The organism is Stenotrophomonas sp. GD03930 (genome assembly GCF_029839665.1).
Classification (GTDB): Bacteria; Pseudomonadota; Gammaproteobacteria; order Xanthomonadales; family Xanthomonadaceae; genus Stenotrophomonas; species Stenotrophomonas forensis.
Genome location: NZ_JAOCAV010000004.1, coordinates 1 through 22,777 on the forward strand (window position 1 = coordinate 1; position 22,777 = coordinate 22,777).

General features: G+C 66.0%; 19 protein-coding genes. 7 read left to right on the forward strand and 12 right to left on the reverse strand.

Going from position 1 to position 22,777, the window contains the following annotated elements:
• Positions 1 to 38: 38 nt before the first annotated feature.
• A complete protein-coding gene (gene purB / locus N5C18_RS18355; protein WP_279945357.1) occupies positions 39 to 1,406 on the reverse strand; it encodes an adenylosuccinate lyase in 1,368 nt (455 codons plus the stop codon).
• A gap of 293 nt (positions 1,407 to 1,699) precedes the next feature.
• On the opposite strand from purB, the gene N5C18_RS18360 reads away from it, so the two are divergent.
• Positions 1,700 to 3,139 (forward strand): class II fumarate hydratase, encoded by a 1,440-nt coding sequence (locus N5C18_RS18360; protein ID WP_279945358.1) that lies wholly within the window; start codon positions 1,700 to 1,702, stop codon positions 3,137 to 3,139.
• A 70-nt stretch (positions 3,140 to 3,209) separates the two neighbouring features.
• On the opposite strand, the gene N5C18_RS18365 is transcribed toward N5C18_RS18360, so the two are convergent.
• The 6 genes from N5C18_RS18365 to N5C18_RS18390 all read right to left on the reverse strand — a co-directional run bounded on the left by N5C18_RS18365 (position 3,210) and on the right by N5C18_RS18390 (position 7,546).
• Complete coding sequence (locus N5C18_RS18365; protein WP_033833950.1) at positions 3,210 to 3,635, reverse strand: hypothetical protein; 426 nt, start codon at positions 3,633 to 3,635, stop codon at positions 3,210 to 3,212.
• A gap of 100 nt (positions 3,636 to 3,735) precedes the next feature.
• Positions 3,736 to 4,347 carry a YggN family protein gene (locus tag N5C18_RS18370; RefSeq protein WP_164240934.1) on the reverse strand — a complete coding sequence of 204 codons (612 nt, stop codon included), beginning with the start codon at positions 4,345 to 4,347 and terminating at the stop codon, positions 3,736 to 3,738.
• A 29-nt stretch (positions 4,348 to 4,376) separates the two neighbouring features.
• Positions 4,377 to 5,264, reverse strand: coding sequence for a DUF4097 family beta strand repeat-containing protein (locus tag N5C18_RS18375; RefSeq protein WP_279945359.1), 888 nt, complete (start codon positions 5,262 to 5,264; stop codon positions 4,377 to 4,379).
• 25 nt (positions 5,265 to 5,289) lie between these two features.
• Positions 5,290 to 6,315: an ABC-2 transporter permease gene (locus N5C18_RS18380; protein ID WP_279945360.1), complete on the reverse strand. Its 1,026-nt coding sequence runs from the start codon at positions 6,313 to 6,315 to the stop codon at positions 5,290 to 5,292.
• Complete coding sequence (locus N5C18_RS18385; RefSeq protein WP_164240936.1) at positions 6,312 to 7,187, reverse strand: ABC transporter ATP-binding protein; 876 nt, start codon at positions 7,185 to 7,187, stop codon at positions 6,312 to 6,314. The genes N5C18_RS18380 and N5C18_RS18385 overlap by 4 nt, the downstream gene beginning before the upstream one ends.
• Positions 7,187 to 7,546, reverse strand: coding sequence for a GntR family transcriptional regulator (locus N5C18_RS18390; RefSeq protein ID WP_006453095.1), 360 nt, complete (start codon positions 7,544 to 7,546; stop codon positions 7,187 to 7,189). Before N5C18_RS18390 ends, N5C18_RS18385 begins: the two co-directional genes overlap by 1 nt.
• Before the next feature lie 615 nt (positions 7,547 to 8,161).
• Between N5C18_RS18390 and N5C18_RS18395 the strand changes: the two genes are divergently transcribed.
• The 5 genes from N5C18_RS18395 to N5C18_RS18415 all read left to right on the forward strand — a co-directional run bounded on the left by N5C18_RS18395 (position 8,162) and on the right by N5C18_RS18415 (position 12,122).
• Positions 8,162 to 8,749: a glutathione peroxidase gene (locus tag N5C18_RS18395; RefSeq protein ID WP_164240937.1), complete on the forward strand. Its 588-nt coding sequence runs from the start codon at positions 8,162 to 8,164 to the stop codon at positions 8,747 to 8,749.
• A 96-nt stretch (positions 8,750 to 8,845) separates the two neighbouring features.
• Complete coding sequence (locus tag N5C18_RS18400; RefSeq protein WP_053450241.1) at positions 8,846 to 9,823, forward strand: FKBP-type peptidyl-prolyl cis-trans isomerase; 978 nt, start codon at positions 8,846 to 8,848, stop codon at positions 9,821 to 9,823.
• A gap of 23 nt (positions 9,824 to 9,846) precedes the next feature.
• The gene (locus N5C18_RS18405; RefSeq protein ID WP_271261916.1) at positions 9,847 to 11,196 is read left to right on the forward strand and encodes a UDP-glucose/GDP-mannose dehydrogenase family protein; all 1,350 of its coding nucleotides are present in this window, start codon (positions 9,847 to 9,849) and stop codon (positions 11,194 to 11,196) included.
• The gene (locus N5C18_RS18410) at positions 11,189 to 11,431 is read left to right on the forward strand and encodes a SlyX family protein (RefSeq protein ID WP_005410256.1); all 243 of its coding nucleotides are present in this window, start codon (positions 11,189 to 11,191) and stop codon (positions 11,429 to 11,431) included. The genes N5C18_RS18405 and N5C18_RS18410 overlap by 8 nt, the downstream gene beginning before the upstream one ends.
• Positions 11,432 to 11,441: 10 nt before the next feature.
• The gene (locus N5C18_RS18415; protein WP_279945361.1) at positions 11,442 to 12,122 is read left to right on the forward strand and encodes a DUF2058 family protein; all 681 of its coding nucleotides are present in this window, start codon (positions 11,442 to 11,444) and stop codon (positions 12,120 to 12,122) included.
• Between the two features lie 48 nt (positions 12,123 to 12,170).
• Here N5C18_RS18415 and N5C18_RS18420 read toward each other — a convergent pair whose 3' ends face one another.
• The 4 genes from N5C18_RS18420 to N5C18_RS18435 all read right to left on the reverse strand — a co-directional run bounded on the left by N5C18_RS18420 (position 12,171) and on the right by N5C18_RS18435 (position 18,162).
• Complete coding sequence (locus N5C18_RS18420; RefSeq protein ID WP_279945363.1) at positions 12,171 to 13,358, reverse strand: MFS transporter; 1,188 nt, start codon at positions 13,356 to 13,358, stop codon at positions 12,171 to 12,173.
• Between the two features lie 86 nt (positions 13,359 to 13,444).
• A complete protein-coding gene (gene metH / locus N5C18_RS18425; protein ID WP_053511099.1) occupies positions 13,445 to 16,129 on the reverse strand; it encodes a methionine synthase in 2,685 nt (894 codons plus the stop codon).
• Entirely contained in the window at positions 16,126 to 17,220 is a 1,095-nt protein-coding gene (locus tag N5C18_RS18430) for a homocysteine S-methyltransferase family protein (RefSeq protein WP_279945364.1), read from the reverse strand. Before N5C18_RS18430 ends, metH begins: the two co-directional genes overlap by 4 nt.
• A gap of 12 nt (positions 17,221 to 17,232) precedes the next feature.
• On the reverse strand, positions 17,233 to 18,162 hold the full coding sequence (locus tag N5C18_RS18435) for a metalloregulator ArsR/SmtB family transcription factor (protein ID WP_053511095.1): 930 nt from the start codon (positions 18,160 to 18,162) through the stop codon (positions 17,233 to 17,235).
• A 153-nt stretch (positions 18,163 to 18,315) separates the two neighbouring features.
• Here N5C18_RS18435 and N5C18_RS18440 point away from each other — a divergent pair, with 153 nt between their 5' ends.
• Complete coding sequence (locus N5C18_RS18440) at positions 18,316 to 19,464, forward strand: acyl-CoA dehydrogenase family protein (RefSeq protein WP_053511093.1); 1,149 nt, start codon at positions 18,316 to 18,318, stop codon at positions 19,462 to 19,464.
• Positions 19,465 to 19,597: 133 nt separating this feature from the next.
• On the opposite strand, the gene N5C18_RS18445 is transcribed toward N5C18_RS18440, so the two are convergent.
• Complete coding sequence (locus N5C18_RS18445; RefSeq protein ID WP_008267324.1) at positions 19,598 to 22,771, reverse strand: multidrug efflux RND transporter permease subunit; 3,174 nt, start codon at positions 22,769 to 22,771, stop codon at positions 19,598 to 19,600.
• Positions 22,772 to 22,777: the final 6 nt, after the last annotated feature.

Below are 22,777 nucleotides of genomic sequence, written 5' to 3' on the forward strand. Positions count from 1 at the left end.
CAGGCAGCGCCCGCGGCCGCCGCCGCAAAGGAAACCCCTTAGATCTTCTTCGCCAGCGACTCAGCCAGGCCGGTGTAGCTGCCCGGAGTCATCTCCAGTAGGCGCTGCTTCGCATCCGCCGGCAGCTCCAGCCCCTGCACGAACGCCCGCATCGACTCGGCGGTGATGCCCTGGCCACGGGTCAGCGCCTTCAGCTGCTCGTACGGGTTCGGCAGGCCGTGGCGACGCATCACCGTCTGCACGGCCTCGGCCAGCACTTCCCAGGCCGCGTCCAGATCGGCGTCCAGGCGCTGCGGGTTCACTTCCAGCTTGCCCAGGCCCTTGGCCAGCGAATCCAGCGCCACCTGGCTGTGGCCGAACGCGGTGCCCAGCGCACGCAGCACGGTGGAGTCGGTCAGGTCACGCTGCCAGCGGCTGATCGGCAGCTTCGCGCTGAAGTGCTCGAACAGCGCGTTGGCGATGCCGAAGTTGCCTTCGGCGTTCTCGAAATCGATCGGGTTGACCTTGTGCGGCATCGTCGACGAGCCGACTTCGCCTTCCTTCAGGCGCTGCTTGAAGTAGCCCAGCGAGATGTAGCCCCAGATGTCGCGGGCCAGGTCGATCAGGATGATGTTGGCGCGGCGCGCGGCATCGCCGATCTCGGCGACGTTGTCGTGCGGCTCGATCTGCGTGGTGTACGGGTTGAACACCAGGCCCAGGCCGGTCACGAAGCGCTCGGCGAAGGCCGGCCAGTCCACGTCCGGGTAGCTGGCCACGTGCGCGTTGTAGTTGCCGACCGCGCCGTTGATCTTGCCGGTCAGTTCGACTGCGGCAATCTGCCTGCGCTGGCGTTCCAGGCGCGCGACCACGTTGGCCAGCTCCTTGCCCAGGGTGGTCGGCGACGCGGTCTGGCCATGGGTGCGCGACAGCATCGGCTGGCCGGCCTGGGCGTGGGCCAGGGTGCGCAGGGAGGCGGCGATGCCGTCCAGGGTCGGCAGCAGCACTTCGCGGCGGGCCTGTTCCAGCATCAGGCCGTAGCTGAGGTTGTTGATGTCTTCGCTGGTGCAGGCGAAATGCACGAATTCCAGCGCCGGAGCCAGCTCGGCGTCGTCCTTCAGCTGTTCCTTGATGAAGTACTCCACCGCCTTGACGTCGTGGTTGGTGGTGCGCTCGATCTCCTTCACGCGCGCGGCCTGGGCCGGGCTGAAGTTGGCGGCCAGCGCGCGCAGGCGGGCGACGGCGGCGTCGGAGAACGGGGCCAGTTCGACGATGCCCGGCTCGGCGGCCAGGGCCAGCAGCCATTCCACCTCGACCACGATGCGGGCCTTGATCAGGCCATATTCGGAGAAGATCGGGCGCAGGGCGTCGACCTTGCCGGCGTAACGGCCATCAAGCGGGGACAGGGCGAGCAGGGCGGAATCGGACATGTCGGCAGGGCGGGGACGAGCGGCGGGGGCCATATTCTACGACGTGCCGGCGTGGTGGTGCCGGCCGCCGGCCGGCAATCACGCCCGGCCAGCGATTCCATGCGCTGCCGGCCAGCGGCCGGCACTACCCTGGAGCGTGCAGAACGGCCGTGCAGGCGGAACGATCTGGCCCGCCCTCGTCATCCCACGCTGCAGGCAAGGGAGTATCGTTGTCGCAGCCGCCAGCCCGGGAAGCGACACCCTGCCAGCCGCCGCTTCCCTTTCCCCAACTGAAGTAGTGCGGAGTTGATGCAATGAGCAAAGCTGCAAGCAAGGGTGCCACCCCGGGATTCCGGATCGAACATGACAGCATGGGCGAGCTGCAGGTGCCTGCCGATGCCCTCTGGGGCGCGCAGACCCAGCGCGCCGTACAGAACTTCCCGGTCTCGGGCCAGCGCATGCCGCGTGGTTTCATCCGCGCGCTGGGCCTGGTCAAGGGCGCTGCCGCCGGCGTCAACGCCGAGCTGGGCCACCTGCCCAAGACCGTGGCCAAGGCGATCCAGATCGCGGCCGCCGAAGTGGCCGCCGGTGACTGGGACGCGCATTTCCCGATCGACGTCTACCAGACCGGTTCGGGCACGTCCTCGAACATGAATGCCAACGAGGTCATCGCCACCCTGGCCAACCGCGCCGGCAAGGCGGGCAAGACCACGGTGCATCCCAACGACCACGTCAACCAGGGGCAGAGCTCCAACGACGTGATCCCGACCGCGCTGCGCGTGTCGGCGGTGCTGGCGGCGCATGAACAGCTGCTGCCGGCGCTGGTGCACCTGCGCAAGACCCTGGACAAGAAGGGCCGCAGCCTGCGCAAGGTGGTCAAGACCGGGCGCACCCACCTGATGGATGCGATGCCGCTGACCTTCGAGCAGGAGTTCGGCGCGTGGTCGGCGCAGCTCGCCTCGGCGCAGGAACGCATCGAGGACAGCCTCAAGCGCGTGCGCCGCCTGCCGCTGGGCGGTACCGCGATCGGCACCGGCATCAATGCCGACCCGCGCTTCGGCGCGCAGGTGGCCAAGGCACTGAAGCAGCAGACGTCGGTCAAGTTCGACAGCGCCGAGAACAAGTTCGAGGGCCTGGCCGCGCAGGACGATGCGGTTGAACTGTCCGGCCAGCTCAATGCGCTGGCGGTGGCACTGATCAAGATCGCCAATGACCTGCGCTGGATGAACGCCGGTCCGCTGGCCGGGCTGGGCGAGATCGAACTGCCGGCGTTGCAGCCGGGCAGCTCGATCATGCCGGGCAAGGTCAATCCGGTGATTCCGGAGGCGACGGTGATGGCCTGCGCACAGGTGATCGGCCACCACACCGCGATCACCGTGGCCGGGCAGACCGGCAACTTCCAGCTCAACGTCACCCTGCCGTTGGTCGCGGTGAACCTGCTCGATGGCATCGGTCTGCTGGCCAATGTGTCCACGCTGCTGGCCGACAGCGCCATCGCCGGCCTGAAGGTGCGCGAGGACCGTGTGGCCGAGGCGCTGGCGCGCAACCCGATCCTGGTCACCGCGTTGAACCCGATCATCGGCTACGAGAAGGCCGCGGCGATCGCCAAGCGCGCCTACAAGGAACAGCGCCCGGTGCTGGACGTGGCGCTGGAGGACAGCGGCCTGGACGAGGCCGAGCTGCGTCGCCTGCTGGACCCGACCGCGCTGACTGCCGGCGGCATCCAGGCCGGGGGCGGTGGCGCCGGCGGTTGATCGAACGGCGTGCGGACCACGGTCCGCACCCACCACGCGCACGAACGCCGCCCTCGGGCGGCGTTTTTCTTCAGCGGCGGTCGGCGACGATGTTGCCGAAGGTGTCGGTGTAGTCCTTGAATTCGGGGATGCGCTGGATCAGGTCTGCCGGAATCACCTCCATGCCCTCCGGCGGCTGGATCTTCACCGGCTGCATGTTCGGGTCGGCCGGCGCGGCGACCAGGGTGTTCTGGCGCAGCACCTGCAGCTTGCCGAACATGGTCTGCAGCATCTGCTTCTGTCCGTCGTCCAGCGGGATCTGGATCTCGTCCACCTTCATCGTGCCATCGCCGAGGATGATGATGTTCGGTGCCGGCGGGCGACGCACGGTGACCATGCCTTCGCTGACGGAAATCTTCGGCTTGCCGCGCTCGGCGCGGTGGTTGCGGTAATCCTTGTCACAGCCGACCAGGCCCAGGCAGAGCAGGGCGGCCAGCAGCAGGAACAACTTCTTCATGGCATTCGGTTCGGGGGCGTCCGGGGCCGCCATTGTAAGCCCGCCAGCGCAGCCCGGCCGACCGTGGAATGCCAGGGGCGGCCGGGTGCGCTGATTTGTCTCACTTCGAGAACGTGACCGAGTTGTTCTTGCCGCAGTCGTCCACGTCGCTCTGGTCCATGGTTGCGTACGGCTTGAAGGCCGGCAGTTCACGCGCCAGTGCCTGCTGGCTGGCCAGCATCGCCGGCAGGCGTTCGCAGATGCGCTTGGCCTGGGCCTCGATCTTTGCGGCTTCGGCGTTGATGCGCTTCTCCACGCCTTCGCTGTCGCCGCTGAAGATGCCCTTCAGTGCTTCACCGGCCGCATTGGCTCCCAGCTTGGCGCCGGCCAGGCCGACATCCATGCCGTCCATCGCGATGGCCACAACGTGGCCACGGTATTCCTGCAGGTGGCGGCGCTGGGTGTCATTGGCGGTGATTTCCTTGCCCGCGATCAGCAGGCGGCCATCCGGGGTGATTTCAGCGCGTGGCTGCTGGTCGGCGGAGATCTTGATGTTGCCCTCGATGATCTCCTTATGGGCATCTTCAATGGCCTGCTTGACCGTATCGCCGACACCGCTGGTGGCTTCGGCGACGCTCTTGCCGACGGTCTTGTCGGATGGGGAGGAGGTGCCACCGCAGGCGATCAGCGGCAGGCACAGCAGGGTGGCAGGCAACAGGCGCAACAGCTTCATGGTGATCCCCTGGACGTGTCTGGAAGAGATTACTTGCCGCGCGGCAGGGTGACCCTGCCACTGACATTGCGGTGCTCGACGTCGCCGCTGCCGCTGTGGTCGACGGTCAGGCTGCCACGCACGCCGTCGACCTGGATGTCGCCCGAACCGTGGCTGCGGACATGCACATCGCCACCGATGTCGGCCAGGTCGACGCCACCGGAGCCGACCACGCCGACTTCAACGCTGCCCTGCACGCGCTTGAACTCGATATCGCCCGAACCGACGGTATCCAGCCGGGCATTGCCGCGCACATCGCTGATCTTCAGGTCGCCGGAGCCGACCGTACCGGTGCTGGCGTTACCGCTGATGTTGCGCACGTTGACGTCGCCGGAGCCCAGCGACAGCAGGTTCAGCGAACCACCGCCATCGATGTTGAGGTCGCCCGAGCCCACTGCCGCATGGATGTCGCCGCGGGTGCCGCGGGCCACCGCATCACCGGAGCCGACATCCACGCTGAGCGACTGTGCGTTCTCCACGCTGGCGTCGCCGGAGCCGACCTTGAGCTGCAGCGGCAGGTTGTCCGGCACGCTGCCGCGGATATCCAGCCAGGCGTAGCTGTTGCCGAGGCTGATGCCGCTGTTGCGGCCCTCGCGGCGCAGGCTCACCACCAGCTTGTCGCCCACCTTGCGCTGGTCCAGCACCAGCTGATCAAGCCACTCCTGGCTGGAGGCACAGGCACGACCGTCAAGCTGGCCGCCGCCCTTGCTGGCGACGATCTTCAGGTCATGCTGGTTGACTTCGAACACCACCGCCCGGGCACCGCCCACATCCAGCTTCAACGTGCGCGCGGCAGTGAACTTGCAGTTCGGGGCATCGGCGGCGAGTGCCGACAGCGGCAACAGCAACAACGCGGAACAGGCGAGCAGGGAACGCATGGGTGGTGCCTCCAGGTGGATGGAATCAGATCTCGCCGGCGCGCTTGCGCAGGCGGATGGCGAGGAAGATGAACACTGCACCGACGGCGGCACCGATCCACAGTTCCGGCATCGCCAGGGATTGCAGCTGTGCTCCGGGGCCAAGCAGTGAGGCGATGGACTTCAGGTCGCTGTGCGAATTGTTCACACCGACGCGGTACACCAGGTCCATGCCCGGAACGGCACCCAGCAGCAGGCGGCCGACGATGTTCTGCCAGAACCAGCCGGTGGTCAGGCCGATCAGCGGCATGACCTTGGTGGTGCTGATGATGACGCCGGCGAACAGTGGCAGCATCACCGCCCACAGGAACGGCTTGGTGCGTGCCCAGGCCGAGCACAACAGCAGCCAGCCGGCGGTGGGCAGCGCCCACAGGGCGTAGACCGGGATCCAGGCCAGATGGCCGGCGACCAGGGTCAGCGGGCTGGCCGGCCCCCAGATCAGCGTCATCGGGCTGCCGCCGTGGGCCAGCGCAACGAGGCTGATCACCAGCATGAAGCCGAACATGGTGATGATGCCGGCAATCACCGCGATCAGCGGTGCGACGACCAGTGCACTGATCACCTTGGACAGCACGGTCTGGGTGTCCGACAGCGGCAGCGACTTCCAGAACAGGATGCTGCGGTCGCGACGGTCGTCGTAGAGCGCGCCCAGGCAGTAGAAGAACACCACGAAGGCCAGCACCAGGAACGGCCAGGCCGAGCTGAGCACCAGGGTCAGGTCGAGGCCGTTGCCAAGGTCGGCCAGGTCCTTGCCATTGATGTTGCGGGTGAGCAGTGCCAGGTCCAGGCCATTGACGTTGACGCTTTCGCCATCGACGTGCAGCCCGCCACTGCGTGCCGCGCGGTTCAGCGCGAACAGGCCGAAGGCGATGCCGATGCTGCTCATCACCAGCGAGATGAGGCCGGCGATCAGCGGCGCGTAGAGGAAGCCGCCGCGGTTTTCCCAGTACTCGCGCTTGAGCAGCCAGCGCAGGGTGCCCAGCGGACTGACGGGGTGGTTGACGGCATTCATGCGTAGGTCCCCTTCATGATGGCGACGAACAGGTCGGCCAGGCCCGGGATGCGGGTCTCGCCAAGGGTTGAAAGCTGGTCGCGTGGTACGCCATCGAACAGCATCACGGTCTTGCCGAACGCCAGGCTGCGCTCGTCGATCGGCTTCAGCGCGCGGGCGGTTTCCAGCTGGTCGGCATTGACCAGCAGCTCGGTGTAACGCTGGCCGACGTCGTCCATTTCCGCATCGAGCACGATGCGGCCATCGCGGATGAACATCACGTCGCTGAGGATGTGCTCGATCTCTTCCACCTGGTGGGTGGTGACGATGATGGTCTTCTGCTCGTCGAAGTAGTCTTCCAGCAGGCGCTGGTAGAACTCCTTGCGGTACAGGATGTCCAGGCCCAGGGTGGGTTCGTCCAGCACCAGGATGCGGGCATCGATGGCCATCACCAGTGCCAGGTGCAGCTGCACGATCATGCCCTTGGACAGTTCGCGCACGCGCTGCTTGGGCTGCAGCTTGGTGTTGGCCAGGAAGCGCTCGCAGCGGGCGCGGTCGAAGCGCGGGTGGACGCCGGCCACGAAATCGATCGCCTCGCGCACCTTCAGCCAGCGCGGCAGCACGGCAACGTCGGCGATGAAGCAGATGTCGTTCATCAGCTCGTCGCGGTGCAGCCGCGGGTCGCGGCCGAGCACGTTGAGTTCGCCTTCCACCGAGGTCAGGCCGAGGATGGCCTTCAACGCGGTGGTCTTGCCCGCGCCGTTGGGGCCGATCAGGCCGATGATGCGCCCGCTCGGAATGCTGAAACTGGCATCGTCGAGGGCGACCGTGGTCTTGTAGGCCTTGCGCAGGCCTCGGGCGGTGATGACCGATTCACTTGTAGTGCTATTCATCAGACTTTCCCCTGGGGCAGCAATTCGTCGAGGCTCAGGCCCAGGCGCTGGATGCGCTCCAGCACCGCCGGCCATTCTTCGTTGAGGAAGCGGTCCCGCTCACTGCTGCGCAGCTGCGTGGCCGCCTGCTCGGTCATGAACATGCCCAGGCCGCGGCGCTTCTCGACCAGGCCTTCATCGGCCAGTTCCTGGTAAGCGCGCGAAACGGTGATGGGGTTGAGTTGATAGTCGGCGGCCACCTGGCGCACCGAAGGCAGGGCATCGCCCGGCTTGAGGATTCCGTCGAGCATCATGGCGATCACACGCTCCTTCAACTGACGGTAGATGGGAGCGCCGTCGCTCCACTGGATGTCGCTCATATTCAGCTCCGTGGGGTCAGCGGCTGGGCGAACGAGAAATACGGCATGGACAGGGAGCTGTGCAGCCGACGCGGGGGAGGGGGGGAGGAGTCGGCGTTCCCTGCCGGCGAAGCGGTTGTGTCCTGTGCACTGCCGGAGGGCAGTGCGGTGGCGGGAGAGGCGGGCACGGCCAGCCAGGTGAGCACGAGCAGGGTGGAAACTGCAGTGACCGCAGGCGCGGTGAGCGTGCGACGCATCCGGGTGTTCATGGCTTCCCCCTGTCTCAGGTGACTGGTGTTGTATGCAACTATAACACCGGCACGCCGCCGTGCAAGTCCTTGCCGGCCCCAACTGATGGCAGGGGTGGTCATATCGCCGAAATATCCCATCAAGCAGTTGATTCTAAAGAGAAATAAATCTGTTGTGCGGCGAGGGGGCGATCGGGCTTCCATTCAGTGATGTCCATGCCATGTCATCACTGCGGTGCGCCGGCAGGCTGGGCCAGGCAAACGCCATGCCGCGCAAAGCCATCCGGGGCCTGTGCCATCAGGGCGGCAGGGGCCCGGTGCTATAGTTCGGCCGATTCCCGGCCGGTAGCGGCCGGGCCCTGTGAATGGCTACCGCGGACTGTTCCTGATGCCTCTGTCGACCGTTTCCCCGCGCCGCATGCGCGGCCTGTCCCTGCTGGTCCTGATCGTGGCTGGTGTCGCTGGTTCGGCCAGTGCCCTGGCGGCCGATCTGCTCGACCTCGAGTACCGGCCGCTGGCCAGCAAGCAGCAAGTCAACCTGCAGCAGCGCTACCACGGGCAGGTGCTGCTGGTGGTCAACACCGCCAGCAAATGTGGCTACACGCCGCAGTACGAAGGCCTGGAGGCGCTGCAGAAGCGCTATGCCGGCCGCGGCTTCGCCGTGCTCGGGTTCCCGTCCAATGATTTCAAGGGCCAGGAGCCGGGTGACGAAAAGCAGATCCAGGATTTCTGCACGCTTACCTATGGCGTCAAGTTCCCGATGTTCGAGAAGGTACACGTGGTCGGGACCGAGGCCACGCCGCTGTACCAGCGGCTGACCGCTGCAACCGGCGTCGCGCCGGGCTGGAACTTCCACAAATATCTGGTCGGCCGCGATGGCAAGGTCATCGCCCAGTTTGCCAGCAAGGTCACGCCGGACGATCCGCAGCTGACCGCGGCCATCGACAAGGCCCTGGCCGCAGCGGCCACGCATTGATATCCGCCACGCATGCCTCGACATCTCCGGCATGCGTGCGACAATGTTTCTTTTCGCGCCGACGTCGGCGCCCAGACACTTCCAGGAATGCAGCGAATGAAGATGGGAATGCGCGGCGCCGCGGCGTCGGTTCTGATTCTGGCGATGGGCACTTCGGGTGTCGCTCTGTCGCAACAACCGGCTGCCCCCGCAGCCGCCAAGGAGACCGCAACCTTGAATTCCCCCAAGCAGAAGCTCGGCTATGCCATCGGCCTGGACGTGGCCAAGTCGTTCACCCCGATTGCCGATGAGATCGACGTTGCCGCCCTGCGTACCGCGGTGGAGCGTTCGTTCGAAGGCCTGCAGCCGCAGATCACCCAGGAACAGGCCAAGGCCACCGATGCTGCCCTGCGCCAGGTCGTGATGGCCCGCAGTGGCCAGCAGGTACCGGGCGTTGCGCCGGGTTCGCAGCCGCCGAAGGTCGATCGCGTCAAGGTGTCGCAGATGATCGGTTCGTACTCGGTCGGTCCGTCGCTGGCGCAGCTGAAGGACGACATCGACGTCGCCTCGCTGTTTGACGCGATCAGCACCGGTCTGAACAAGGGCCAGCCCAAGATGACGGAAGCTGACGCGACCGCCACCATCCAGGCCTTCATGGGCAGCAAGCAGGCTGAAATGCAGGCCAAGGCCGCCGCCGCCGCCCAGACCAACCGCGAAGAAGGCAATGCCTTCCTGGCCAAGAACAAGACCCAGCCGGGCGTGGTGACCACCGCGTCGGGCCTGCAGTACCAGGTCATCCGCCCGGGTAGCGGCGAGCGTCCGCTGCCGAGCAGCAAGGTGCGCGTGAACTACGAAGGCAAGCTGCTCAACGGCACCGTGTTCGACAGCTCCTACGGCCGCCAGCCGGCCGAGTTCGGCCTGGACCAGGTGATCAAGGGCTGGACCGAAGGCGTCGCGCTGATGCCGGTGGGCTCGAAGTACCGCTTCTGGATTCCGGGCAACCTGGCCTACGGCGAAAACGGCACCCCGGGTGGCCCGATCGGCCCGAACGCAACTCTGACGTTCGACGTCGAGCTGCTGGGCGTCCTGCCGTAAGCGACCACGGAGCCTGCACGGACATGCGCGTTGCGATTTTCGGTACCGGTTATGTAGGGCTGGTGACCGGCACCTGCCTGGCCGACGTTGGTCATCAGGTGGTCTGCGTCGACATCGACCAGGCCAAGGTCGATGGCCTCAACCGGGGCATCATCCCGATCTATGAGCCGGGCCTGGAGCCGATGGTGAAGGCCAACCATGCCGCGTCGCGGCTGGCGTTCACCACCGATGCCGCGGCCGCCATCGAGCATGGCCAGGTGGTGTTCATCGCGGTGGGCACGCCGCCGGACGAGGATGGCAGCGCGGACCTGCAGTACGTGCTGGCCGTGGCCCGTACCATCGGCCGGCACATGAGTGTGCCGACCGTGGTGGTCAACAAGTCGACGGTGCCGGTCGGCACGGCCGACAAGGTGCGTGCCGCCATCGCCGAGGAACTGGCCGCACGTGGCGCGGACATCGCCTTCGACGTGGTGTCCAATCCGGAATTCCTGAAGGAAGGCGACGCGGTCGCCGACTGCATGCGCCCGGATCGCATCATCATCGGTGCGACCAGCGAAGAGTCGGTGGCGGTGATGCGCCGCCTGTATGCGCCGTTCAACCGCAACCACGACCGCGTTGTGGAAATGGACGTGCGTTCGGCCGAGCTGACCAAGTACGCGGCCAACGCGATGCTGGCGACCAAGATTTCGTTCATGAACGAAATCGCCAACATCGCCGAACGCGTCGGTGCCGACGTCGAGCAGGTCCGCCAGGGCATTGGCTCGGACCCGCGCATCGGCTGGCACTTCATCTACCCGGGTGCCGGCTACGGCGGCTCGTGCTTCCCGAAGGACGTGCAGGCACTGGCCCGCACCGCCCAGCAGCATGGCCTGGAGCCGAAGCTGCTGAACGCGGTGGAGGCGGTCAACGAATCGCAGAAGGGGCATCTGTTCGCCCTCATCCAGCGTCACTACGACCGGGGCGAGGATGAAGGCGTGCGCGGCAAGACCTTTGCCGTGTGGGGCCTCGCATTCAAGCCGAATACCGACGACATGCGCGAGGCATCCAGCCGTCGCCTGCTGGCACAGCTCTGGGAAGGGGGCGCCACCGTGCGTGCCTACGACCCTGAAGCCATGCATGAATCGCAGCGGATCTTCGGCGAGCGCGACGACCTGGTGTTCTGCAGCAGTGCCGATGACGCGCTGCAGGGGGCCGACGCGCTGGTGGTGGTGACCGAGTGGAAGCAGTTCCGCAGCCCCGATTTCCAGAAGCTGCGCGAGCAGCTGAAGGACGCGGCGGTGTTCGACGGGCGCAACCTGTATGACCCGGCTGAAGTGGAAGCGGCAGGCCTGGCCTACTACGGCATCGGCCGGGGGCGCTCGCTGCATGTCTGATCTGCTGCCGACCGAACGTGAGCAGGCGCTGGAAGCGCGCCTGGTCGAGCTGGAAATGCGCGTGTCCTTCCAGGAACAGGCGCTGGCCGAACTGAGCGATGCGCTGGCCGATGCCCGCATGCAGGGCATGCGCAACGCCGATGTGTTGCGCGTGCTGCTGGAAGACCTGGGCAAGGTCCGCAACGCACTGAACTCTTCCGATCCGGCGAGCGAACCGCCGCCGCCGCACTACTGATCCGAACCCTATGAGCGATACCCTCCGCGACCAGCTGATGGGCCTGGGCTTCAAGCCCGCCCCCAAGCCCGAGCGCAAGAATGATGGCCCCCGCCGCGATGGCCGCCCGCAGGGCAAGGGTGGCAATGGCAATGGAAAGCCGCAGGGCGCTGGCAAGGGCGAACACAAGCCCGGCGAGCGTCGTGGCCATGGTCATGGCGGCGCCGGCAAGCCCGGCCCGTCGCGTGGCCCCGGCCAGCAAGGCCCGCGCAAGCCGCGCAGCGCCGAAGAGATGGACCTGGCCAAGGCCTACGCCATCCGTGCGCAGAAGGAAAAGGAAGAGCGCATCGAGACCGAGCGCCTGAAGCAGGAAGAAGCACGCGTCCGCCGCGAGGCGAAGGCAAAGCTGGAAGAACTGCTGAAGGACAAGAGCCTCAATGCCGAAGCGGCGGACATTGCCCGCCACTTCCCGTATGGCGGCAAGATCAAGCGCATCTACGTCACCGCCGAACAGCTGACCGCACTCAATGCCGGTGAACTGGGCGTGGTGCAGCTCAATGGCCGTTACCTGCTGGTGACCGCCGAGGTGCTGGCACAGTCCGAAGCGGTGTTCGCCGCGTCGGTCGCGCTGAAGGTCGACCCGAATGCGCCCGCCGAGGAAGATCCGTACGCGGATCCGCAATACCACGTGCCGGACGACCTGGTCTGGTAAGCGGAACTGCAGGATGAGGAAAACGCCGGGCATTGCCCGGCGTTTTCGTTACGGGGCGTGCACGGCGCTGCGGCGCGCGCGGATCAGCGGCAGGCTCAGCGCGAAGAAGCACAGCAGCGCACCGACCAGAGCGAAGCCACTGCCGGCCAGGAATGCGGTGCGGCCATCATCGATTTTCCACAGCTGGCCGGCGATGAGTGCGCCCAGCACGCCGCCGACACCGGACGAAAAGCCGTACAGCAGGCCCTGGCCATGGCCATTGAGGCGGCCGGGGAAGTAGGTTGCCAGCATCTGCATCGCGGCCGCGAAGAAGGCAGCAAAGCCCAGCGCATGTGCGCTTTGGGCGACCAGCATCACCGGCAGATTTTCCGGGAACAGCGCGGTGACGGCCCAGCGCAGGCAGGAACTGACCAGGGCGATCAGCAGCATCCAGCTGGCGTCATAGCGGCGGAAGAAGCGGCCGATGATGAAGAACACGCCGACTTCGAACACCACGCCGACGGTCCACAGCAGGCCGAGCGTGGACGTGCGGTAGCCGTGATGGTCCATGTAGACCGAGAAGAACGTGTAATACGGGCCGAATGACAGCTGCTCCATGAACGCGGCCAGGAAGAACGCCAGCACCGGCGGGCGCCGCACGATCTGCCAGAAGCCGCTGGCATCGCCATCGGCCTTGCCGATGCCGCGCGCATACTGGTTGCTGAAGGCCGACGCCACCAGCAGGACGAACAGCGGCAGCATCATCCAGGGCAGCAGTCCGGCACGGCTGGCCGAGCCGTCACCTTCGATCAGCCAGCCGAACAGGGTGACGATGGCGATGAAACCGAGCGATCCCCAGACCCGGATCAGCCCGTAGCGATGGCTGTCGCTGCCGAGGTGGGTGAGGGTGATCGATTCGAACTGCGGCATCACCGCGTTGTAGAAGAAGCAGAACACCACCATCGCCGGGTACATCCATGGCTGCGGCAAGGGCAGCAGGAAGGCGGCAAAGCTGAGCAGGGTCAGTACGCAGCCGATGCGCAGCAGGCGGATCGGCCGTGGCGAGGCCGCTGCCAGTGAGGTCCAGGTGCTGGGCGCGACCACGCGGGTGGCGTACCACAGCCCCATCATCACGCTGATCGCGGTCACGCTCATGCCGCGCGCGGTCAGGAACAGGCTCCAGTACGGAGTGAACGCGCCGAGCGCCGCGTAGTAGAACAGATAGAAGCTGGAGAGGCGGGCAACGGGAACGGTCATCGCGGAATGATGAAGCAAAAAGGGGACGGAGGGGATCAAGTCGCTTGTGCCACAAACGACTTGATCCCCTCCGTCCCCTTTGTGTGTCATTCGGGGTCGTAGTCGAGGTTGGAGGCCAGCCAGCGTTCGGCCTGGGCGCGGTCCACGCCCTTGCGCCGGGCGTAGTCGCCGACCTGCTCGCGGCTGAGCCGGCCGACCACGAAGTACTGGCTCTGCGGATGGCTGAAGTAGTAGCCCGAAACGGCCGCCGTAGGCAGCATCGCGAAGCTCTCGGTCAGTTCCATGCCGGCGTTCGCTTCGGCCTGCAGCAGGTCGAACAGCCGGCGCTTCTCGCTGTGCTCGGGGCAGGCCGGATAGCCGGGCGCCGGACGGATGCCGCGGTACTGCTCGTCGATCAGGGCTTCGTTGTCCAGCGTCTCGGCGTGGTCGTATCCCCAGAATCCGGTACGCACGCGCTGATGCAGGCGCTCGGCCAGCGCCTCGGCGAAGCGGTCGGCGAGCGCCTTCAGAAGGATCGCGTTGTAGTCGTCATGCTCGGCCTCGAAGCGCGCGACGTGCGCGTCGATGCCGATACCGGCGGTGACCGCGAACGCGCCGATCCAGTCCTGCTTGCCGCTGTCGGCCGGGGCAATGAAATCGGCCAGGCAGAAGTCCGGGCGCTCGGCCGGCTTGTCCACCTGCTGGCGCAGGAAGTGCAGCGTGGTTTCGCCCTGCGGGTGCTGCACGCGCACGTCGTCGCCGATGCTGTTGGCCGGCCACAGCCCGAACACCGCCTTGGCGGTCAGCCACTTCTCATCGACGATGCGGGTGAGCATCGCGCGGGCGTCCTGGTACAGGTCGCTGGCCTGGGTGCCGACGATCTCGTCGGTGAGGATGGCCGGGAACTTGCCGGCCAGTTCCCACGCCTGGAAGAACGGGGTCCAGTCGATGTAGTCGACCAGCTCCGCGAGCGGATAGTCGTCGAACACATGCAGCCCGGGCTGGTTGGGCACAGGCGGCGTATAGGTGTCCCAGCCGCCCTGGAACTTCTGCCCGCGCGCATGCTCCAGCGTGACCAGGCGCTTGGCGTCGCCGCGGTTGCGATGGCGCGCGCGGATCTCGGCGTAGTCGGCCTCGTTGGCTGCGACGAACGCCTCGCGCAGGTCGCGCGAGATCAACGACTGGGCCACGCCCACCGCGCGCGAGGCGTCCTTCACCCAGATCGTGGGGGCCTGGTAGTGCGGGTCGATCTTCAGCGCGGTGTGCGCGCGGGAGGTGGTCGCGCCGCCGATCAGCAACGGAAGGTCGAAGCCCTGGCGCTGCATCTCGCGTGCGACGTGGCTCATTTCTTCAAGCGATGGGGTGATCAGCCCGGACAGGCCGATGATGTCGGCATGATGCTCGCGTGCGGCATCGAGGATCTTCTGCGCCGGTACCATGACGCCTAGATCGATCACCTCGAAATTGTTGCAGGCCAGGACCACGCCGACGATGTTCTTGCCGATGTCGTGCACATCGCCTTTCACCGTGGCCATGATGATGCGGCCATTGCTCTTGGCCGAATCGCCGCTGCGTGCCTTCTCGGCCTCGATGTAAGGCAGCAGGTAAGCCACCGCCTTCTTCATCACGCGTGCGGACTTCACCACCTGCGGCAGGAACATCTTGCCGGCACCGAACAGGTCGCCGACCACGTTCATGCCGTCCATCAGCGGCCCTTCGATCACGTCCAGCGGGCGGCTGGAGGCCTGCCGCGCCAGCTCGGTGTCCTCTTCCACGAAGGCATCCAGGCCGTGCACCAGTGCATGCGCCAGGCGCTGCGCCACCGGCTTTTCGCGCCAGGTGAGGTCTTCGGTTTTCGCCGCGCCCTTCTTGCCCTTGTAGCGCTCGGCAATCTCCAGCAGGCGCTCGGTCGCATCGCTGCGGCGGTTGAGGATCACATCCTCCACGCGCTCGCGCAGGTCCGGCTCCAGCTCATCGTAGATCGGCATGGCACCGGCGTTGACGATGCCCATGTCCATGCCGGCGGCAATCGCGTGGTACAGGAACACCGAGTGGATGGCCTGGCGCACCGTTTCGTTGCCGCGGAACGAGAAGGACACGTTGGAGACGCCGCCGGAGACATGGCAGTGCGGCAGCGTCTGCTTGATGATGCGGGTGGCCTCGATGAAGTCCACCGCGTAGTTGTCGTGCTCTTCGATGCCGGTGGCGACGGCGAAGATGTTCGGGTCGAAGATGATGTCCTGCGGCGGGAAGCCGATCTCGTCGACCAGGATGCGGTAGGCGCGGGTGCAGATCTCGACCTTGCGCGCGCAGGTATCGGCCTGGCCGCTTTCGTCGAAGGCCATCACCACTGCGGCGGCGCCGTAGCGAAGCACCTTGCGTGCGTGCTCGCGGAACAGGGCCTCGCCTTCCTTCAGCGAGATCGAGTTGACCACGCTCTTGCCCTGCAGGCACTTCAGCCCGGCCTCGATCACGCTCCACTTGGACGAGTCGACCATCACCGGAATACGCGCGATGTCCGGCTCGGACATGATCAGGTTGAGGTAGCGGGTCATCGCCGCTTCCGAATCGATCAGGCCCTCGTCCATGTTGACGTCGAGGATCTGCGCGCCGCTGGCCACCTGCTGGCGGGCCACATCGACGGCTTCCTCGTAGCGGCCTTCCTTGATCAGCTTGCGGAACTGGGCGCTGCCGGTGACGTTGGTGCGCTCACCGACGTTGACGAACAGCAGGTCCGGGGTGATGACCAGCGGTTCCAGGCCGGACAGGCGGGTGTATGACGGCGTGCTCATGCGGCCTGCTGCTCCTGGTTGCCGGGCAGGGCGCGCGGCGGCAGGCCGGCCACAGCCTCGGCAATGGCGCGGATGTGGTCGGGGGTGGATCCGCAGCAGCCGCCGACCAGGTTCAACAGGCCATCCTCGGCGAAGCCACGCAGGGTGGCCGCCATCTCTTCGGGCGTTTCGTCGTACTCGCCGAAGGCATTGGGCAGGCCGGCATTGGGGTGGGCGCTGACGTGGCAGCCGGCAACCTGCGAAAGGGTTTCCACGTGCGGTCGCATCGCAGCGGCGCCCAATGCGCAGTTCAGCCCGATCGACAGCGGCCGCGCATGCGCCAGCGACGCATGGAAGGCCTCGGCGGTCTGCCCGGACAGGGTGCGTCCCGAGGCATCGGTGATGGTGCCGGAAATCATCACCGGCAAGCGTGCACCGCGTGCGTCAAAGGCCTCCTCCAGCGCGTACAGCGCGGCCTTGGCATTGAGCGTGTCGAAGATGGTTTCGACCATCAGCGTGTCGGCGCCACCGTCGATCAGGCCCTCGATCGCTTCGCGGTAGGTGTCGCGCAGTTCGTCGAAGCTGGTGTTGCGGAAGCCGGGATCGTTGACGTCGGGGCTGATGGAAGCGGTGCGGCTTGTCGGGCCGATCACCCCGATGACGAAGCGTGGCTTGTCCGGCGTGGTGGCTTCGACCGCATCGCAGCACGCGCGTGCCACTGCAGCCCCCGCCTTGTTCAGCTCGTACACCAGGTGTTGCAGGTGATAGTCGGCCTGGCTGACCGAAGTTGCGTTGAAGGTATTGGTCTCGACCAGGTCCGCACCGGCTTCCAGGTAGGCCGTGTGGATGTCGGCGATGACCTCCGGCCGGGTCAGCAGCAGCAGGTCGTTGTTGCCCTTCAGGTCATGGCCTTCCGGCACGCCGTGGTCGCAGCCGGGGCCATGGGCATGGTCGTAGCCACCCGCGAAACGCTCGCCACGGTAATCGTCCTCCTGCAGGCCGTGGCGCTGGATCATCGTGCCCATCGCACCGTCGATGATCAGGATCCGCTCGCGCAGGGCGTCGAGCAGGGCATTGGCACGATCAGGATGCAACCACGGCAGGGCGGACATGCGGTCTCCAGCTCAGGGCTTGTTGGCGATCAGCGAAATCACTTCGAAGTGTGGCGGACGCTTCTCGCGGGTGACTGTTTCCAGGCTGGACACCTGCAGCCCGGCCTTGTCGACGAACCTGCGCAGTTCCTTGTCGCTGAAGCCGAGGTTGACGTGGCCGTAGGCCTCCACCGCCGCCTTGTGCTCGTGGCGGGCCAGGCTGCACAGCAGCAGGCGGCCGCCGGAGCGCAGCACGCGTGCGGCTTCGGTCACCGCCTGCGCCGGTTTGCTGGCGTAGGTCAGTGCATGCATCAGCACCACCAGGTCGAAGCTGCCGTCCTTGAACGGCAGGGCATGCATGTCACCCTCGCGCACTTCCACGTTGGGCAGGCGCCGCAGCCGTTCGCTGGCCGCGGCGACCACGCGTGCGCTGGTGTCGATGCAGATGTAGCGCTTGGCGTGGGGGGCGACGAGTTCGGCCAGTACGCCGTCGCCGGACGCGATATCCAGTACGTCGCCGGTCTCCAGCAGCGGCAGCGCGGTCCGGGCCAGTGCCTCCCAGGTGCGTCCCGGAGAGTAGTGGCGTTCCATGTCGCCGGCCACGCTGTCGGCCCAGTTCTGGTCGGCGGCGCGGTGGGCCAGCACCGCGGCCACCCGTTCGGCATCCTGGCGCAGCAGCGGGTCATCGCTTCCGTTGCTCAAGGCGTGCCACAATGCGCGCTGCGCCGGGTCCAGCTGGGCCTCGTCGAAGCGGTAGTAGGCCGACACGCCCGCGCGGCGGTCGCGGACCAGGCCGGCTTCCTTCAGGCGTGCCAGGTGCGTGGACACGCGCGGCTGCGCCAGGCGGGTGATCGCCGACAGCTCGGCCACGGTCAGCTCTTCCTGCTCCAGCAGCGCCAGCAGGCGCACGCGGGTCGCATCAGCGAACACCTTCAGGCGAGTCGACCAGTCTTCAAGATCCATAAATATCTACCTATCGCGATATAGAGATATATTCGCTGAGTGAGCCTGCCGCGGTCAAGTCGCTGGCGTACGGAAGCCGTCGCGCCCCGGTACAATCAGGCCATCCGGGCACGCCTTGCGTGGCCCACTTCATCATGTACCTGGGAGGGTGTTGTGGATTTCAGCTTTACTGAAGAGCAGTTGATGCTGCAGGACGTGGCGCGGCGCATCGCGCAGGAGAAGATCGCCCCGAGTGCGGAGCATCACGACCGTACCGGCGAGTTCCCGCTGGACAACATCCGCCTGCTCGGCGAGAACGGCCTGATGGGCATCGAAGTGCCGACCGAATACGGCGGTGCGGGCATGGACCCGGTTGCGTACGTGCTGGCGATGGTAGAGGTCGCCGCCGCCGACGCAGCCCATTCGACCATCATGTCGGTCAACAATTCGCTGTTCTGCAACGGCATCCTTACCCACGGTACCGAGGCGCAGAAGCAGACCTATGTGCGTGCGATCGCCGAGGGCGAGGCCATCGGTGCGTTCGCGCTGACCGAGCCGCAGTCGGGCTCGGACGCGACCGCAATGCGTTGCCGCGCGGTGAAGCAGGCCGATGGCAGCTTCGTCATCAACGGCAAGAAGAGCTGGATCACCTCCGGCCCGGTGGCCAAGTACATCGTGCTGTTCGCGATGAGCGAGCCGGACAAGGGCGCGCGTGGCATCACTGCCTTCATCATCGATACCGACAAGGCCGGCTTCGGTCGTGGCAAGACCGAACCGAAGCTGGGCATCCGTGCTTCGGCCACCTGCGAGATCGAGTTCAACGACTACGTGGCCGCGGCCGATGATGTGCTGGGCCAGGAGGGCGAGGGCTTCAAGATCGCCATGAGCGTGCTCGACGCCGGCCGCATCGGCATTGCCTCGCAGGCCATCGGCATCGCACGGGCCGCCTATGAAGCGACCCTGGAATACGTGAAGGAGCGCAAGGCCTTTGGCGCGGCCATCGGTACTTTCCAGATGACCCAGGCCAAGATCGCCGACATGAAGTGCAAGCTGGATGCAGCCCTGCTGCTGACCCTGCGCGCGGCATGGGTGAAGGGCCAGGGCAAGCGCTTCAGCACCGAAGCGGCGGTGGCCAAGCTGACCGCCTCGGAAGCGGCGATGTGGATCACCCACCAGGCGGTGCAGATCCATGGCGGCATGGGCTATTCGAAGGAAATGCCGCTGGAGCGTTACTTCCGTGATGCCAAGATCACCGAGATCTATGAAGGCACCTCGGAAATCCAGCGCCTGGTGATCGCCCGCAACGAGACCGGGCTGCGCTGATCCGCTCTGGTAGATGCCAACCTTGGTTGGGATCCAGCGGTGCCAACCAAGGTTGGCGACTACCGGCTTCATGGCACGAATGAAAAAGGCCCCGGATCGCTCCGGGGCCTTTTCGTTTCAACCCAGCGCCGGATCAACGATCCGGGCGGTGGGCACTTTCGGCGTCGCGCTGGCGTTCCATGAACTCCTTGGAGGGTTCATCCAGCTTGTCGCCCAGCATGCGCCGCACGACCACGAAGAACACCGGGATCATCAGCAGGCCGAGCAGGGTGGCGAACAGCATGCCGCCGATCACGCCGGTACCGATGGCGTGGCGGGAGTTGGCACCGGCGCCGGTGGAGATCGCCATCGGGATCACGCCCATGATGAACGCGAACGACGTCATCAGGATCGGGCGGAAACGCAGGCGTGCCGCCTCGATGGTGGCATCGCGCAGGTTCTTGCCCGCTGCACGCTGCTCCACCGCGAACTCCACGATCAGGATCGCGTTCTTCGCCGCCAGGCCGATCACGGTGATCAGGCCGATCTTGAAGAACAGGTCGTTGGGCAGGCCACGCAGCATCGACAGGCCCAGTGCGCCGAGCACGCCCAGCGGCACCACCAGCAGCACCGCCACCGGAATCGACCAGCTTTCGTACAGCGCCGCAAGGCACAGGAACACCACGACGATCGACAGCACCAGCAGCAGGGTGGCGGCGTTGCCGGCCAGGATTTCCTGGTAGGACATGCCGGACCAGTCGTAGCCGAAGCCGGCCGGCAGGTCGTCGTTGACGATCGCCTCCATGGTCTGCATCGCTTCACCCGAACTGGTGCCCGGGGCCTGCGAACCGACGATGTTGATCGCCGAGTAGCCGTTGTAGCGGCTCAGCGATGGCGATGCCGACACCCATTCGGACTTGACCACCGTGTTGAGCGGGATCATCGCGTTGGTGCCATCGGCATTGGTGGTCAGGCTGGACGGGCTGTAGAAGCTCTTCAGCGACTCCTGGCCCGTGCGGTACGGGCCATCGGCCTGCATCGTGACGCGCTTGATGCGGCCCTCGTAGAAGAAGTCGTTGACGTACACCGGGGCCAGCATCAGCTGGATGGTGCTGTACACGTCCGACACCGACATGCCCATCGACTGCGCCTGCACGCGGTCCACGTGCAGCTGCAGCTGCGGGGCGTTTTCCAGCCCGTTCGGACGCACGCCGACCAGTGCTTCGGGCTTCTGCGCGGCCTTGCCCAGCAGGATGTTGCGCGCCTGGGTCAGCTGTTCGTAGCCGGCACCGCTACGGTCCTGCAGCCACATGTCGAAGCCACCGAACTGGCCGAGGCCCTGCACGGTGGGCAGGTTGACCACGAAGATCTGCGCTTCCTTGATGCCGTAGAACGCGCCGTTCATGTTCTGGATGAACTCCGGCGCGGTGAACTTGCGTTCTTCCCACGGCTTCAGGCGGATGAAGCCCATGCCCACGTTCTCGCCGGAACCGACGAAGCTGAAGCCGGCCACCTGCAGCATGCCTTCATAGCCATCCTGCTTTTCCAGGATGCCACGCATCTGCGCGAACACTTCGTTGGTCTGGCCCTTGGTCGAGCCCGGCGGCAGCTGCACGATCGCCAGTGCGTAGCCCTGGTCCTCTTCCGGCAGGAAGCTGCCCGGCATGCGGGTGAACAGGAAGCCGCACAGCGCGGTCAGCACCACGAACAGGATCATCCAGCGCGGCGCGTGGCGCACCGCCGAGGTGATGTGGCCCACATAGGTGTGGCTGATCTTGTCGTAGTACTTGTTGAAGGTGCGGTAGATGATGTTCGGGTTGTCGTTGTGCGTCGGCTTGAGGAAGGTCGCGCACAGCGCCGGGGTGAAGCCCAGGGCCAGGAACGCCGAGAACGCCATCGAGATGGCGATGGTCAGCGCGAACTGCTTGTAGATCTCACCTGCCGCGCCGCCCTGCAGGGCGGACGGGATGAACACCGCGGCCAGCACCACGGTGATCGCCACCACCGCGCCGGTGATCTGGGTCATCGCCTTCTGCGTGGCCGGCTTCGGCGCCAGGCCTTCCTCGGACATGATGCGCTCGACGTTCTCGATCACCACGATCGCGTCGTCGACCACGATGCCGATCGCCAGCACCATCGCGAACAGGGTCAGCTGGTTGATCGTGAAGCCGATCATCCACATGCCCAGGAAGGTGCCGAGCAGGGCCACCGGGATGACCAGGGTCGGGATCAGGGTGGCGCGGAAGTTCTGCAGGAAGATCAGCATCACCAGGAACACCAGCAACACCGCTTCGAACAGGGTCTTGACCACTTCCTGGATCGAGATCTTGACGAAGGTGGTGCTGTCGTACGGCGAGAACCAGGTCACGCCGGACGGGAAGCTGGGCTGCAGCTCGTCCATCTTGCCGCGCACCGCTTCGGCAACGTTCAGGGCGTTGGCGCCCGGCAGCAGCTGGATGGCGAAGGCGCCGGTCGGCTTGCCGTTGTACTGGGTATCGAAGCCGTAGTTGTTGGCACCGAAGGCGACCCGGGCGATGTCCTTCAACAGCACGCGCGAGCCGTCAGCGTTGGCGCGCAGGATGATGTTCTCGAACTCCTGAGGCGAACTGAAGCGGCCTTCGGCCGAGACCGTGGCGGTGAAGTGCTGGCCCTCCGGCGACGGGTCCGAACCCAGCGCACCGGCGGCGAACTGCACGTTCTGCGCGCGCACCGCCGCCAGCACCTGGCTGGCCGAGAGGCCGTAGCCCTGCATCTTTTCCGGGTTCAGCCAGATGTTCATGGCGTACTCGGAACCGAACTGCTGGGTGCTGCCGACGCCGGGGATACGCGAGACCTGGTCGAGCACGCGCGAACCGACGATGTCGTTCAGGGCATCACGGTTGATGGTCGGTGTATCGGACTGCAGTGCCACCACCATCAGGAAGCCGGCGTTGGCCTTGGCCACCACCACGCCCTGCTGGGTCACTTCCGAAGGCAGGCGTGGCGTGGCCAGCGATACCTTGTTCTGCACCTGCACCTGGGCGATGTCCGGATCGGTACCGGTCTCGAAGGTCAGGGTGATCTGCGCCCGGCCGTTGGAGGACGAGGAAGAGCTGAAGTACAGCAGGTGATCGATACCGGTCAGCTGCTGCTCGATCACCTGGGTGACCGACTTCTCGGTGGTGTCCGCGCTGGCGCCCGGGTAGGTGGCCGAAACGGTCACCTGCGGCGGGGCGATGTTGGGATAGGACTCCACGCCCAGGTTGAGGATCGCGATCACGCCGCTGAGCGAGATCAGGATCGCAACCACCCAGGCGAAGACTGGATGCTCGATGAAAAATTTAGGCATGACGGA

Excerpts from the sequence above, each read along its gene's own strand:
- N5C18_RS18415 (WP_279945361.1), top strand. The coding sequence starts at position 11,442 with ATGAGCGATACCCTCCGCGACCAGCTGATGGGCCTGGGCTTCAAGCCC.
- metH (WP_053511099.1), bottom strand. The coding sequence starts at position 16,129 with ATGAGCACGCCGTCATACACCCGCCTGTCCGGCCTGGAACCGCTGGTC.
- N5C18_RS18385 (WP_164240936.1), bottom strand. The coding sequence starts at position 7,187 with ATGAATAGCACTACAAGTGAATCGGTCATCACCGCCCGAGGCCTGCGC.
- N5C18_RS18445 (WP_008267324.1), bottom strand. The coding sequence starts at position 22,771 with ATGCCTAAATTTTTCATCGAGCATCCAGTCTTCGCCTGGGTGGTTGCG.
- N5C18_RS18375 (WP_279945359.1), bottom strand. The coding sequence starts at position 5,264 with ATGCGTTCCCTGCTCGCCTGTTCCGCGTTGTTGCTGTTGCCGCTGTCG.
- N5C18_RS18435 (WP_053511095.1), bottom strand. The coding sequence starts at position 18,162 with ATGGATCTTGAAGACTGGTCGACTCGCCTGAAGGTGTTCGCTGATGCG.
- N5C18_RS18360 (WP_279945358.1), top strand. The coding sequence starts at position 1,700 with ATGAGCAAAGCTGCAAGCAAGGGTGCCACCCCGGGATTCCGGATCGAA.
- N5C18_RS18365 (WP_033833950.1), bottom strand. The coding sequence starts at position 3,635 with ATGAAGAAGTTGTTCCTGCTGCTGGCCGCCCTGCTCTGCCTGGGCCTG.
- N5C18_RS18420 (WP_279945363.1), bottom strand. The coding sequence starts at position 13,358 with ATGACCGTTCCCGTTGCCCGCCTCTCCAGCTTCTATCTGTTCTACTAC.
- N5C18_RS18395 (WP_164240937.1), top strand. The coding sequence starts at position 8,162 with ATGCCTCTGTCGACCGTTTCCCCGCGCCGCATGCGCGGCCTGTCCCTG.
- N5C18_RS18400 (WP_053450241.1), top strand. The coding sequence starts at position 8,846 with ATGAAGATGGGAATGCGCGGCGCCGCGGCGTCGGTTCTGATTCTGGCG.
- N5C18_RS18390 (WP_006453095.1), bottom strand. The coding sequence starts at position 7,546 with ATGAGCGACATCCAGTGGAGCGACGGCGCTCCCATCTACCGTCAGTTG.
- N5C18_RS18370 (WP_164240934.1), bottom strand. The coding sequence starts at position 4,347 with ATGAAGCTGTTGCGCCTGTTGCCTGCCACCCTGCTGTGCCTGCCGCTG.
- purB (WP_279945357.1), bottom strand. The coding sequence starts at position 1,406 with ATGTCCGATTCCGCCCTGCTCGCCCTGTCCCCGCTTGATGGCCGTTAC.
- N5C18_RS18430 (WP_279945364.1), bottom strand. The coding sequence starts at position 17,220 with ATGTCCGCCCTGCCGTGGTTGCATCCTGATCGTGCCAATGCCCTGCTC.
- N5C18_RS18410 (WP_005410256.1), top strand. The coding sequence starts at position 11,189 with ATGTCTGATCTGCTGCCGACCGAACGTGAGCAGGCGCTGGAAGCGCGC.
- N5C18_RS18405 (WP_271261916.1), top strand. The coding sequence starts at position 9,847 with ATGCGCGTTGCGATTTTCGGTACCGGTTATGTAGGGCTGGTGACCGGC.
- N5C18_RS18380 (WP_279945360.1), bottom strand. The coding sequence starts at position 6,315 with ATGAATGCCGTCAACCACCCCGTCAGTCCGCTGGGCACCCTGCGCTGG.